General features: G+C 36.9%; 13 protein-coding genes and 2 pseudogenes. All 15 read right to left on the minus strand.

The annotated features are described in order from the left end of the window. Positions 1–722: 722 nt before the first annotated feature. Positions 723–1,340, minus strand: coding sequence for a recombinase family protein (locus L696_RS0126360; RefSeq protein ID WP_025686307.1), 618 nt, complete (start codon positions 1,338–1,340; stop codon positions 723–725). Between the two features lie 275 nt (positions 1,341–1,615). Beyond that, positions 1,616–1,948 carry a hypothetical protein gene (locus tag L696_RS0126365; RefSeq protein ID WP_025686308.1) on the minus strand — a complete coding sequence of 111 codons (333 nt, stop codon included), beginning with the start codon at positions 1,946–1,948 and terminating at the stop codon, positions 1,616–1,618. Positions 1,949–2,153: 205 nt separating this feature from the next. Next, positions 2,154–2,432: a hypothetical protein gene (locus tag L696_RS0126370; protein ID WP_025686309.1), complete on the minus strand. Its 279-nt coding sequence runs from the start codon at positions 2,430–2,432 to the stop codon at positions 2,154–2,156. 18 nt (positions 2,433–2,450) lie between these two features. Beyond that, positions 2,451–3,623, minus strand: a complete 1,173-nt coding sequence (locus L696_RS32255; RefSeq protein ID WP_245233451.1) for a YncE family protein — start codon at positions 3,621–3,623, stop codon at positions 2,451–2,453. 64 nt (positions 3,624–3,687) lie between these two features. Beyond that, positions 3,688–4,419: a YiiX/YebB-like N1pC/P60 family cysteine hydrolase gene (locus tag L696_RS0126380; RefSeq protein ID WP_025686311.1), complete on the minus strand. Its 732-nt coding sequence runs from the start codon at positions 4,417–4,419 to the stop codon at positions 3,688–3,690. 1,162 nt (positions 4,420–5,581) lie between these two features. Beyond that, positions 5,582–5,719 carry a DUF3102 domain-containing protein gene (locus L696_RS32850; protein ID WP_425339356.1) on the minus strand — a complete coding sequence of 46 codons (138 nt, stop codon included), beginning with the start codon at positions 5,717–5,719 and terminating at the stop codon, positions 5,582–5,584. Between the two features lie 115 nt (positions 5,720–5,834). Further along, positions 5,835–6,806 (minus strand): DUF4062 domain-containing protein, encoded by a 972-nt coding sequence (locus L696_RS0126385; RefSeq protein WP_025686312.1) that lies wholly within the window; start codon positions 6,804–6,806, stop codon positions 5,835–5,837. Positions 6,807–6,955: 149 nt separating this feature from the next. Then, on the minus strand, positions 6,956–7,426 hold the full coding sequence (locus L696_RS0126390) for a restriction endonuclease subunit S domain-containing protein (RefSeq protein ID WP_025686313.1): 471 nt from the start codon (positions 7,424–7,426) through the stop codon (positions 6,956–6,958). 555 nt (positions 7,427–7,981) lie between these two features. Further along, positions 7,982–8,133: pseudogene (locus tag L696_RS32260) on the minus strand (IS1595 family transposase); the annotation flags it as partial. Positions 8,134–8,138: 5 nt separating this feature from the next. After that, positions 8,139–9,361 (minus strand): annotated as a pseudogene (locus L696_RS0126400) (IS4 family transposase). A gap of 312 nt (positions 9,362–9,673) precedes the next feature. Next, positions 9,674–9,988, minus strand: a complete 315-nt coding sequence (locus L696_RS0126405) for a hypothetical protein (RefSeq protein ID WP_025686315.1) — start codon at positions 9,986–9,988, stop codon at positions 9,674–9,676. Between the two features lie 113 nt (positions 9,989–10,101). Next, the gene (locus tag L696_RS0126410) at positions 10,102–12,153 is read right to left on the minus strand and encodes a YfaP family protein (RefSeq protein ID WP_025686316.1); all 2,052 of its coding nucleotides are present in this window, start codon (positions 12,151–12,153) and stop codon (positions 10,102–10,104) included. Positions 12,154–12,226: 73 nt separating this feature from the next. Continuing rightward, positions 12,227–12,862, minus strand: a complete 636-nt coding sequence (locus L696_RS0126415) for a restriction endonuclease (RefSeq protein ID WP_025686317.1) — start codon at positions 12,860–12,862, stop codon at positions 12,227–12,229. Between the two features lie 450 nt (positions 12,863–13,312). Further along, complete coding sequence (locus L696_RS0126420; RefSeq protein WP_025686318.1) at positions 13,313–13,615, minus strand: hypothetical protein; 303 nt, start codon at positions 13,613–13,615, stop codon at positions 13,313–13,315. Positions 13,616–14,153: 538 nt separating this feature from the next. Further along, positions 14,154–14,486 (minus strand): hypothetical protein, encoded by a 333-nt coding sequence (locus L696_RS0126425; protein ID WP_025686319.1) that lies wholly within the window; start codon positions 14,484–14,486, stop codon positions 14,154–14,156. Positions 14,487–14,530 lie beyond the last annotated feature (44 nt).

Consider the following 14,530-nt stretch of genomic DNA (forward strand, 5'->3'; position numbering starts at 1 on the left):
TCTAATTCTGCGCGTATCGTGGGTGTGATTTTCATGGATAAACCACCCTTTCAGCATAAAATCGTCATATGATGCATAGTTAAATAAATTATGTAATTGAGAAACAAGTAGTAAAATAGATTTGTTTTATTGCTCATAATTGTACCATCTTTTGGTACAAAATCATATACCTCTCAGATATTTACTTAAGATACCTTCTCGGATAGTTTGCAAAGATTTCTTGATTAAGATTATCATCACCTGATTGAACATTGATACTCATTTTCCTTTATGTATTATCAGCAGATTTAGCTCAAAATTGATGTATGTAACAGTCGAACAACGTCCACAATTTGCATATGGTATCGAGTCAAAAATTATAGTTGAGTCGCAGAGTGGAAGTGCTAGGAGCATATTTGTGGAAAATGAATGGTAATTTGATTTTAAATACCCCCCTCCCGTTCCGGCAAATTTTCCGTATCGGTATCAATAGATTCTGGTAGAGATACCATTTCAAATATCTTGCCTAATAATCGAATAGCTGAATCATTCTATTATAAAATAACTTCAGTGTGTAGCTGGATGTGCTAGGGGCAATTCTGGAAATTAAATAGGCGTTTTAGGTGTAAATACACCCCCCTCACTTAAATTGAATAACAATATATGGATATTGAAAACAAAGAAACCTAGCGCGCTTACACTAGGTTTGTGAGTGTGTACATAGTGTACACATGTTTATTATTTTATCCTACTTGTTGCTGCTGTTCATATTCTTTAACTCTACGGTAGAACGTGTTAGGCTTCATATCTACACGTTTCATTGCCTCAACTGCTGTTATGCTGCCTTCCTTCCATTCCTCATATACCATAATGAAGTCATCACTTATTGCCTGTTTAGGACGACCAAATACCACGCCATTCTTTTTAGCTGCTGCTATGCCTTCAGTCTGTCTTCCGTTAATCTTCTCCCGTTCACGTTCAGCCATGTAGCTAAGCAGTTCAAGCACAATACTGGATATAACTTTCTCTAAGCCATTATGGTATTGTCTAGTGTCAAGAATTGGCATATCAAGAATAACAATATGTGCGCCGATCTCGTGCGTTATATCTTGCCATTCACGTTTGATTTCTTCTGCATTCCGTCCAAGTCTGTCCAGTTCTTTGATGAACAGGATATCACCTCGCCTAATTACACTCTTCAACGCTTGGTATTGCGGTCTGTCAAAATTCTTGCCACTTTTCTTATCTATAAAGTAATCACGTTCCATGATGCCTAAGTCTTGCATTGCTTCCAATTGCCTAGCTTCATTCTGATCTTTCGTCGATACTCTTATGTAACCATAGTGTCTAATCTCACTCATATAGATCATCCTTTGTTATGTCGTTGATTATATTATAGCAAAACTATGTCAAAATGTATATCTATATATATGAAACATTTCATAATATTTTATATACTATTTGACACATATCATAACCACTTATGACATACACTAGATCACTATTGCAAAAGGTATGCTTTATGACATTGTGTTGGAAAAACTTGGATACATTGGGCATAATAAAAAGGGCAACCGAAGTCGCCCTAGATATTCCAATTATACAACTGAACTTTCCAAATCCATTAGTAACAAATCTATTTACTGTCTTCTTCCTTGATGTAAGTAGCGTCATATTGAATGATTGCTTTAGTTTCATCAGTAGCCTTTGAAACGTCGTAGACTACTTCATCTTGACTGAACTTATCTTCATCATGGAGAGATTGCGGTTTTTTTATAAATAATCCATCTTTAGTATAGATTTTATCAGGATGATTAAGTCCTTCTAATACACTATCAGGGACTATTGCTTTTGTAACGTCCTTCATTTCTTCAGAAGTATCATCACTAGCAAAAACATTATTACTAATAACTACAGCAAACGTAACAGTAAGGGCAGCCAACCCCAAAAATTTTAATTTAGTCTTCACTTCTTCCCTAACCCTTCATTAATTAATTTAATTTGCATATCCATTCCCAGAAATTTTAATCGGCTAACCAGACCCATCATTTCCGGAATGATTTCCAATTAGCAAATAAACTGGATTGAACTCAAGAGATGCATCGTTGCCTGTTATACCTAAGTTAGTGTGCGAAAAGTTGATCGTGGTGACTATTGATAATAGTGTGAAAAAATTAACTCGATTTTCCTAACTGTGAAAACGCCATCTTATAAGCCACAAACGTAATAATTACGTAGATAAAACCATATAGAATCCAAGCATCTATATTAACTGCAATGGTTTCTAAATTGGTGGCAATAAATATAAGAGGCAGTAACAAGGCTAGTATTAATCCTAAGTAGATGTTTCCTTTGAAATAGGCGAAACATACTCCGATCAAGATTGCCAGAATGGGGCAAAATATAAAAGTAGGGAGGAGGGGATTAAGTTTTGGAAATAACCAATAAATCATAATAATCACTCCTTAAAGTTAATTAGTCAGAAAAAAACGAATCATTTCCTTGTTTGATTTAAATGCTAGAGGAATGACATGTAATTCTTTGCCTGTCAATAAGTCATATTCTCTTATTTCCCTTATTCTATCAGCAGGAGAATTTTTGACATAATCATATAGGACAAAAACAGATCCTGCAAGATACTGTACTCCAGATATTACTCCTTTCTCATTTTGTATTTTTTCGGATACAGAATTGCTTTGTTTTAATCTCAGCTTTTTAGGATTTTTGTTGAGGTCATTGAAAATGGTATAATTTAAGTCTTCAGAGAGAATATATAATTTATCGTTGTAAATTTGGCTGTCATAAAACAAAAATGAAGTATCTGACAATGATGTTTCACTTTCTAACTTACCATTTTTAGGGTCAATTATCTGCATTATAGGATGAAATTGTGTATCAGATGTATTGCCATCAAGAAATACAATAAGCTTGCCTTTAAATATTTGTAGTGATGCTCCATTTTGACCTACCGGAAAGTACTCTTTTAAACCATGTAAACGATTTTCTATAGTGAATTGTTTGGTCTTCTTTGATGTTTTTAAATCAATGACATAAATACCTACAGAATTATCATTATTGTTCACATATAAAGTGTATGCCATATTATTGTATTCAACGGTTGATAATAAATATCCATCTAAAAGAATATTTCTATATTTCAAATTTTTTTTATCGAAATAAACCAATTCATTGGTGTACTGTGTGGGAGAATAACTCGGATTAATACCCACGTTCATGGAGAAAAATACATGATTGTCGCTTTCTTTTAAAAATGAAGTTCCGATATTCCTATCTTTTCCATACTTATTAGATCCAAAAAATGGTTGAAGAATTCCATTTTGATTAAGTATGTAATGTCTATTTTTTCGTTCAGACATTAAATAATAGTCATTCTTTACTTTGGCAAAATAATAAAGTGACTGGGCATTAACTAAGTTTTTTTTGTCTAAAATCTCGCCTTTATTACTGTATTTCACAATTTCTGCACCGTCATCCATTGCATTAGAATAAACAACAGTAAATGTCTCGGATTTTGTTATATTTTTCAATGAATGATTTGTTGCAGTAAACCAAAACGTTGAAACTGCTAATCCAAGTAAAAATAAAGTTGCAAAAATAATTCTTTTTCTTTTTTTAAAGAGCATATTGCCCCCCCCTAGTGAAATCACCCACAGGAAAAAATATATATCCTGTGAGTGATTAGGTTTATTAGTTGCTATAGTATATTGAAGTATTTCCGGATTTAGCTATTTCCATTGGGGTAACAATAGGATCAATTGTTATATAATCAACATCAATCCCCTGAGTTTTCCAAGCCTTCCATACCAACTGTGAACAATAAAATTTAGCATCTGACCATGGATTAGCAAAATTCCAGTTATATGGTTTTCCAATTTGATTAGCTGCATATTGCGCCGCTGCCCTATATTGGGAACCCGAGGCCCCTTTGACGCTCATTCCATAAACATTTGAGCGACTTCTCCAATCATTTGTGTGATATTGAACTCCATCGGCTGGGAACGATTCTACTGTTTTTCCGCTTATTAAGGAAACAATGGCAGCATGTCCTGGGTATCCGAAATCAATACCCCACGAGCTTGCGTTATAGGCAACCAAAATATCACCAACTGTCCCCAAACCTGATACAGCCAACCTAGGATTCTCCGAGCCATCAGTGAGCGATTGGCTAGTTTTTTGGTCATTCAATGCCTTCTCTTCCAATTCCCCGCTTTTTATGATACGAAGATCATTTTCATTATGCTTACGGAGTAACTCAATATCATTATCAGTCATTCCAGCAGCTTTCATTTTCTGATAAGAATTGTCATTAACACTGAAGGAAGGCGATGTTTCATCGGCGGCATAAATGTTTGCACTGGGAAGAAGAAGGATACTTAGAGCAAGACTAGCGGAAAAAGCTAAACTAAGAACTTTTTTCATGATTATACCTCCAAATGGGGATTTAATTGATATAGGAGAATGCTTGTTCAAAGTTTGTCGACATGTTTATCCATACTTCATTTTTTTGTCCCTCCATATGAGTCAGAGTCTCGTATGTCTATTTTATGGAGAGATTATGTATGTGAAAAATTTAATTAGTTAGCTCCATAAGACAAATAGAAATACGAGCTTACGCAATCACCCTCTATGTATGAAGTAGCAATTGCGAATATATTGTTTATGTCCGGCAGAGTAACCGCCGTCCAATAACAATCAATTTTTTAAGGTTAAATACAGAGTTATATGTTAAAAAAATATGTAACAGTAAATATGGATTTGAGTAAACTATACATGTACTATAATCTCTAATTTTGATTAAAAATGTATAGTCTATATTTTTGGGTAAAAATCCCTATCCAATATATTCAAATTATATACAGGGTTTCAATAAAAGTCAAATTGATCAACTTTTTTTTCAATACATTTGTAATCATAGTTTTAAAGTAATATTTTGATGTTATGGTAATCAGTAATGAGGATAGGAGGTTGGTTGACGCTGTGTCAACCATATGAGGGTATCGCCAACTTTGGAGACACTGTAGAGAACGACCCGTATCGAAGCTCAATCGTAAAACTTGATCATATATTCATAAATACTATATTCCATATGGCTTATTACCATATTTGAACCTAAATTTAGTATCCATTAAGCTTTGTATCGTCCGTATCGAGAAAACAGCTTAAACATAGATGGAATAAGGATTTTTGGTGAATTTAATCAATTTGTAATGCGTATCGTAGGTATCGAGAAATAATGTGTAAAAAAGCTTGATATATCAAAGGATATTTAAGTTTTTATAAATTAAATTGTGAAAAACTTAAAATTGGAATTTCCTTTATTTATCTACCTTTTCTATCGTACCTCAATCGAATCGTAAGATTAAGAGAAGGAGCGGAGTGGAAGACATATTTTCATCAATTTTCACTCTATCAAAAGTGGATTTAGTTAATAGTGTGACACCATGTAACGCTATCCTGCTTATAATTTTAACTTAACGATTTATCCCCACAGCATCACCAGTCGAAGATACAATATGTTCTTGTTCAACAAACTCCAGACGATCAACGGATTCGGGTAGAGAGAGCATTTCGAATATTTTACCTACCGCCAAATTGGACGACGTCGTCCGTTTCCAAACTGTTCAAACGCTTGGATCATACGAGTTGCAGTTCTAGGAGTTATGTCAACAGTTTTCAACCACTCGTACCACTCACCATGAACCAAGTCATTCTCTTTCACATGCTTCAATCGCTTTCTAATACCGTCCAAGTTAGTACTCAAGTGCCTTGAGCATTAGATTAAAAATAACCACTATATAAATAAAAAAAAGATCGCCTAAGCGATCTTGGTCAAATTAATCTTTTATTGCTTTTGTTTTTGCTTTTGCTTTTAAACTTTTTTCTAATTGATATTGTGCTAAGAATTTTAAACCTTCTTTGGTTGTCTGTATTTTTTCATACATTGCTCCCGTAACCTTAACTTTTTCCAATAAGCCAAACTGCATTAATTTTGGTGCTACATGATAATAAATATATATTGTAAGTGCATTGGATTTTGTACTATTTGTAATTCCCGTTGTAAATGAATTAGCTTTAAGAATAAAATATTTAAACAGAGTTGCTTCTGTTTCACCTTCATCTATTTTTTTTGGTAACTTGATTACAATGTCCTCTAATGCAGATTTGATTTCAGCATATTGCAATCCATTAATATCTGTTTTTTGAGTCAACTTTTGATTTAGTTTTTCGTTTTCTTTATCCAACCTTGCATTTTCTTTTAAAAGTTTTGCGTTTTCCATAAGCAAACTCTCCACACTTTGAATATTGTCAGATTTTATCCAACCGACTAAATTGTCATCTGCTTCATATTCCTTTAGGGACTCCATCACTATCAATTTAATATCTTTTAAATCTTCATAGAACTTTGAAATATTACTAAGCACATCCCGCTTAAAATCTTTTAATTCTGCATAATGTTCACGCTCTAAAAATTCAGGGTTTAATTTGGCTTTCTCCATTTCGTCTTTAATTACGATAGCAAACCGTCTTTTTCCCTGTTCTCCAGCATAGTCATACTCCCAATGTGTATAGCTTTTTCCGCTTTCAGGGTCAATACTACCATATCGGCTACCTAAAATAAGCATATATACATCAGATTCATCGATCCAGCGTTTGATGGTTTCTTTCTGGCTTTGATCACCCGATTTAAACAACTCCATCCCTGCTGGGATATGTCCTGCATTCAAAACTGCTGTAACCGCGGCTTGTCGCTCTTCTTTCATGTCTATATATGTAGATGAAATGAAAACTTGTAGTTTCTTCTTCATAAATAAAACGACTCCCTTGTGTATAATATTTCCTATTATACTACAGAAGCCGCCAAATCCATATTCATATGCAATTGATAATGAAATCAGACTTTCATCATTATCCGTAAACCTTTGATCCCTGAGTTTAACGCTATGTTAAATCCTCATCACCTTTCAACATAATACCTATTCGTCATATACCAAGCCTTACCCTTTACTGTATCAACCATGTCCTTCTTGCTATCCAAAAACACAATCTCACCACATTCTTTACAGCCCCATTTACTCCGCTTGTACGCTGATTCTTCTATATAGGAAGCTCCACATTTACATTCCACCTGAATCAGTGTCTTATGCTGGCTATATGCATCTGCTAACTGTTCATTGGCCTTACGTGCTGCTGTAGGCTGTATTACAGCTACATGTTCCCTTTGCTCAGAAAATTCGTTATGTACCTTAAAGTCTGCTACAAGCTCAGGATTCAATCCAAAATGCTCTTTGCCTACTGTCGTCACATATTTACTGCCTACACGATATGATTCTATCCATTCCTGTATTTGCTGGCTGGATAGATTGACTGTTCCTTTTATGCCACTGTTTAGCGTGTAGGTCATTGTGTGATGCTGGTTTAGATTCATTCTTATATCATCCTCTTTAATATGCTAATAAGACGAAAGCTACTGTATATTCTTCTATAACGAACTTTGATGTTATTTTTTTGGATCTTTTCCGTAAAAATTGTTTCTAAATGAAATTACAAAGGGATATGATACAATAAAAAAAGAAAATAATGGGAGAGGTGTTGCTTGTGCCTTATAAGAAAGCAACGTTTTGGTTTTCAGTAATAAGCCTTTTAATATGCTTAAATAGCTATTTGGGAAATGATGATAAAAATATCCTCCTTATCGGATTGAATCCACTTCTAAATTCTATTGTATATACTGAACCATTCCGACACTGGATTTTTGATTTTGATAGTGCAAAATTAGCAGTCGACAGTGCAACTATTAGGGTTCAGTTTCCTGCCTATATCATCCACTTTGCTTCTTTCTTTCTGACAGGACTAATCATTGATTGTCTTATCCGAATAATCAGCAGAAAAGTTAAGAGTTAAGTCTTTATATGGCATGAGTAATTCGGGCGTTTGCAAGCCTCAAAAACCATCACTCTTCTTCTTTGTTTCTTATCTAAGTGCTTATGCATTTCTAAGAAACGAAACCAGAACAAGTAATTGTTAATATACTTAGTTCCTATGCCATTAAAACGCTCCATCCACTTTTTCAACCGTTGATGATATGCGTTTACATGTTGGATGCGGTATGCCTTTCTTGATCCGAATGCCTTTATAACTCAACTTTCGCAGCATGAAATCGGCAAACAAGCCTTGATATAACTGGGTAAAGCGGAGATCCATTGCTGGAGTTGACACTGAATCAGAGCCGACAGTTTTTTGCCTGCTTTCTTAGCGATTTCGTTGACCAGATCAAGCAGTTGTTGTAAGGCGATCGTCCAGTCTAACGTACCCACTTCGTCGCACAGCAAATAAAACAGGCCGCCAAATGAACGGGCGTCCGTACTTTGCCGATGTTGCCAGGCCAATAAAATATACCGCGAGAACACAATCGTCGTGTGACTGATCAGTAAGTCATAGGAACGACCTTGGAATTCTTTCTGCAAGCGAAGCAGCGATTTGGTGCACTTGAAGAAGACCTCGATATCCCAGCGGATCCCATAAATCCGAATGATGTCTTCTACGGTAAGCGAAAGATCCGTTGTCAGAATCGCGAGCCATTCTTTCTTTTGGCTACGATGGCGGACGAACACCACATGAACTGGAATGCCACAAGCCAGTTCGGTGCGAATCGACCGGAGAACTTGGCGCTTTTTGCTCTCCACAGGGGGCGCAACGCTATACAATCCTTTCAGTGACAGGCTCCGGCCCTGAACCAGGAAACGTTTCTTGTCGTTTTTGACCATGCCGATCACATCGAGTCCGCGGGCGACGACTTCGCCAATGAGCGGTGCGTGCGTGAACCAGCTGTCCATCAAGACATAAGAAGCGGTCACTCCAGCTTTGAGGGCACGATCCAGCATGGATGCGGTGACCCGTGGAGCTGGCAGAAGCGCTTCCTGACGGCGTTTATAGCCGGAGGTCCGTTTGTCGATGTGCTCGTGGATGCCGTTAATGGAAGACTTGTTTGAGCTCAGCAGCGCAAAATCCAACGGCAGAAAGGTATGCCCATCCGATCAGCCGACGTCAGGGCGTTGACTTTCTACACGGTGGCGATGCTGAACATCGTCAGAAAGCGACGCCACGCAAAACCAGTATGGTTGAGAAAACGATACACCGCATCCTTGCCGGGAAGCGATTCGCCCTGACGACTCTCTAGCAAACGAAACCAGTTCTTCTGATGAAACAGAAGGACAAAAACAAGCTGGAACAGCCGAGCACAGCTAAAGCCAAATCGTTTACGAAATCCCGCTTGGTGCAGATATTTCAAGATATTCAGTTCTTGAAATGCAGCCTTCAATTCTTTTGGCAGTTGATTTAGGTCGGGTTGATGATCTATCATGATAGAAGACACCTCTTTTGTCTGGTAGTGATTGCTCGTTACTCTCACTTTACCAAACAAAGCGGTGTTTTTCTATTTTGCAAGAAGGGTATTTGAATCCCTCAGAGCCCAGTTGCTACAAAGGTTCAAGTTGATTTTGGCTCTGCGAAAGTTGAGTTTATAAGAATTGAGAATTTCATTTACTCATGAATTCACTTTCTCCTCGTAAAAGGCTAATTTTATGTAAACTTAACATCTACTTCAATCATGATCTCTCCGCGCAAAAATCCTCCTCTGCTGTCCGTCATTTATAGTCTTGCAATTAGTCTCCTTTTAATCCAATGCGCCATTTGCAAGTTTTTTATGCAAAGCTTGATAAGCTCTGATTGTTATATTCACTTCGTCAGCGACAATGGTGATGGAGTCATTGAAATACGAAGCGATAATTCGAATTCTAAATTCAATATTGTTTTCAAATAGGTATACCTGGTAAATCACTTTTTCTTTACTGTTGTGCTCATTAATCACTTGCGCATCCTTGAATTCCCCGCGAATAATATCAGGTACAAGAGTGACAGCCTTTTTCTTGAATTCAAAAAAAATTAATTTGTTCTCATACAATTCTAGTAGTACCAACCCTTCTCTCATTGCACTCGCTCTCCATTCTCTTTTCTTGATAAAAGACTCATAATATCATGATTCTTATCTTGGAAAAGTGGAAGAGTTATTATTCCCACTTTTTCCAAAATGATAATTAAATACTAATCCCAGCGATCAATCTTGATGAGTCGTGTGGAGTTGCCTGTTGTTACTTTCACAATCAAATTCCACTCACTGTCCTTAGAGTAACCCACACCACTAGCTGACGCTGCTTCAATTCCTTCGATTGGAGTGTTGGCGGTATATGCTTCAAGTGTCTTTCTGACTTCACGAAGTTCTGGTTTCAATGTTTCGACGAAGAATCCTCTGCCTTTCCCCTCCGACAAGTCTTTGCATCCGTCCAACAAGAAGAAGATATGATGGCCTGTATGAGTAACTTTCTCTTCCCCCCACAAATTTGGAGAATTTGTAATTCCGTTTACCTTAACAAAACTATTAACTGAAACATTCCATGCATCATCAGAAGAATATGAATTTGAGTTAACGATTTCTGGATGCTGGCCCTTAATATATTTAAATACAAATACATCTTGTTGATAGCCATCACCGCCAGCAACGCCATGATAGGAATATATTTTTCCATTGACTTCAAGCTCAACCTTGAATGGTGTGCTTCCTTTTCCTCGCTCACAGTAATTATGAACATAGAATCTATATGTTCCATTTCTAGCTTCGCCTTCGCTCCATCTGATATTTTCTACTGGCGAATAATCTCTGTGACCTCCACCATTCATATCAATGTCCAACCAACCATTACATCTGCTTCGCTTGTCACCATAGTAAATATGTTCGCCGTTAGGAGTTACGCAATGCAAATCAAGATCTGTGTAACCTTCCCAAATGAGTGAGCATCGGATTTCATTGTTGCTATATTGACCACCTGCACTCTCAACCCTACGTTTGATCTCACCGTCAATGCCTCCATGATAATACCAACTAAATGCATTATCCCATTGTAGAATGTTAGGCGCTGTATCATCGGAAGCTGTAACTAATGCCATAAATCTATTCGGATTGTCGATTTTTACTTCAATGCTTTCTGCCGATGGCATTACCGTTCTTTGGAATTTATCCCATGTCATAACCACGCTTGGAAGGTCAACTCTGCTTGAAACAGTATTAGTTTTCTCTTTCGGCGTAATATTACCGAATACACCGCCAGCTTTAACATCATCCTTTTTCACAAAGGAACCTTTTTTCTTCCAAATGGTCTCAGGGACTTCTTCAATCGTTGCGTATCTTCGTTGTAGCGAATTAGCAATGCCAAGCTTCTCAACAATCTTCTCAGCTTGCTCAATGTTCCCTTGAGATGGAGCAACTTGCGCCCTCATATAATTGGAAGGACTCATTTTTTCCGCAAATCTACGACTTATAGAATCATATGGAAGTCCATCAACAATATCATCAAGCAAAGTTCCGATCATGCTACTTTTCACATGGCAGAATCCAGAAGGAGCGGTTGCAACAGCCATCCAAGTAATGTTGTCACGAGTTTGACTGTTCCGAATGTTTAGATGTTTTGTGTGAAGAACTTGAAGAAATTTAGCTACACCAAGTACTTTGTCAGACCGATACAAGGATTCTGATTCCAAGAGAGTCACAGCTTGTTCTACAGCCTCCGGCGGATATTCCGTAAGTCCAGCAGTCAAAATTCTGAAATCCTCTTTCTTCTCTGCCAGTTCCTGTCTAGCAGTTTTCAGTCTAGATTGATAAACTTTTTCTGCTGGAATCGTAACTGTCATATGATCCCATCCATTAGAGTGTGGTTGACCAAGATTTCTTTCGCTAGAAACAAATACCCCTGTAACTCTAGATTTAAGGACAATTTGCTTCATTGCATTGACAGAATTAACGAAAAACTCAGGAGTGTTGCTTTCATCCCACAAAGCAGAATTGATTTCGCCATCTTCAGAAATAGATACAAGCCCACCAAAACGATTCACGAAATTTCTACAACATTTACAAGTATAATGTTGTCTTGCTTCATGTGGTAAGCCCTCAAGAAATGCGTCAAATATTCCATCGGAATCAGTTGTGAAAAGCGGCTTGCTACTAAAGGTTGCAAATCTTTCTTTGATTACCTCACTGAAATGTGGGTATTGATCGTTGCTGTTGTCGTATTTCTCGTTGATAGAATTGATATTGTTGCTCATTTTTAAACTCTCTCCTAATTGTATGATTAATTTTTATGTAACAATATTGTAAAATCATCGTTTTACTTGAAGCCTACTTACCTGAAACAACAAGTTTCTCAACCTTACGATCCTTCTTTACAATCTTACCATTATCCCTATAATCGTCCCATGAATCCAGACTCAAGTAAGGCTCAGCTTCAATAATATCCTTTACCTTGCTATGTTGCTGCGCTTTGAATAGCTCAATCATTTTAATTAAATCGTTGCGATCCAGCAACTTCACTCCATTATAACTGGCTAACTGTTCACACGAAATTGTGTATTTGCTTGAAGTGATGACAATGGACTTCTTAGCTCTATAAAATCGCATCGAGCTATACACTTCCTGAACTGCGCTCAAACCAACAGGATTGCTTATTGCATACCGTTTAGCCTGAATGACATTGCGGTAGCCTTCTCTATCCGTAAATACCAAATCTGTTCCAAAATCTCTACTGTCTTGTGTTTTATACGCATCACTATAGCCTAAACACAGGAACAGCCTGAACAGATACATTTCAAAGTCCTTACCATCCTCCATACGGTCTATCTCGTTAATGCCAATGTTGTAAGGGTCAATATCCTGCGTTACCTTATATGGTTCCTGAACTCTAGGCTTCTTAAATAAGCGTAGCAGCACCAAAGCAATCAATACAGCAACGACACACACTATCACAAATATAGACAACAATGCTCCTCCTTAGCTGCTCTAGCTCTTTTTCACACTTCCTTATAATACAACAGGTAGGGACAATTTCCCATATGTTTTGGATAATCATAGTAAATTGGTAACAAAAAACGCCTACCTCTAGGCGAATAGCTTCATATTCATGGGGGGGATTTTGACTCTTTTTGACTCCTATATACACATTCCTTCTTGTTTTGCCTTCCTCTTTGTAACATTTGCCTCACATAGACATAGCAAAGAGCCTAGACATGTTTAGTCATCTAGGCTTATTTGTTGCGCCCTGGTTCAACGCAATTTTACGTTGAATGAATCAGGAGTAAAAAGAAAGAGAATTCCCTAAATAACAAGGAGTCCTCTTTGAGTGTGAGTAGACAATATACCTTTTCAGCGAAAACGCGAAAAACATATTTTTGTAAGTTATTTGACTCGACAAAATTTTCAACAGTTCAACTAGGAGTTTAATTCCATGATTTTATCCAGATAATACAGATTTTGATTGAGCAAGGAAGTTTCTTTTTTTAAAGATCTCCCATATTCTTCAGTTCCATACTTTATACTTATACGCTGGCTCTGTAGTTTTGCGATTTTTTCTTCATTGATTGCAATTTGCTTGTTATAATAATCCATCTTCTCATGATAACTACTAACTTTTTGTTTACTGGTTGCTTTAGCTGCTTCTACAGATGTTAGCGTGGTTGTTAATGTGTGTGATAGGCATAGAACTAGGGCTAAAGTTGCGATTATTTTCTTCATGCTACAGCTCCTTTTATCATATTTAGTTCAATTTTACCATGTATTCTATACTGTGGATATACATTAAGGATAATTCTTGAATTCCCCCCAATTCTGGGATCAGGTTCATAATGTACCCTAGTTAATCTGGCTCCGCAAAGTTGCGTAGTGAGCATATATGAAGCTCCACAAAATTTTGCGTACCTTGTCCCATTCTTTCCTTTGCTTTCAATCTTTCCAATTGTTCAAGCTCTCCAGCCCATTCTAGGCGTTCAGTTTCTCCGATGTCGGGGAATCTTTAGGTTGCACCCAACTAAATAATTTAGCTTCAAACGCCAAAGTTGGCGGTTGCGACATCGCATCTCCCAATGTGGACAAAAAAGTCCGTACTGAGAATACGAACATTGGGAATAGATTTGATTTGGCGAAACGTCAATTTGACGACTTGCAGCAAACCTCGCGATGTCGCGTAATTTGAATATAAAAAAATCCAGTCACCGTCAATATGGGGGTAACTGGATGATAAAGTATGGTTGGGAATGAATAATCCATATACCTTTCAATCTTTCCAATTATCTAGCAGAAACATCGTTTTTAAAAGTTCACGATAATGCTTTCTACTCGTGTAGTCGTCTACTATTGCGAAACAAAATCTACTCATGTCTTTGGTGTTTTTTTCTTTTAATAACTCATCATATCTTCTTGGAATGTTATTAGTGTAAGAGGGTATATATTTTTTAAGCACAGGATTATAGGCGACAATTACCCCTTCTTTATCAGGCAGCCCTTCGTTGTTTGTCATCCATGGAGAAAACTCTAGTTCCAAAATTTCATTATACATGTTAACTTTGATTCTTTCGTTTATTTCTTCGTCAGTGAATTCTGAGATCATGTCAATTTTTCCGCTTCTTCGCTAAAGTGAATGTTAGATGTCTG

This window comes from Paenibacillus maysiensis (genome assembly GCF_000520815.1).
Lineage (GTDB): Bacteria > Bacillota > Bacilli > Paenibacillales > Paenibacillaceae > Paenibacillus > Paenibacillus maysiensis.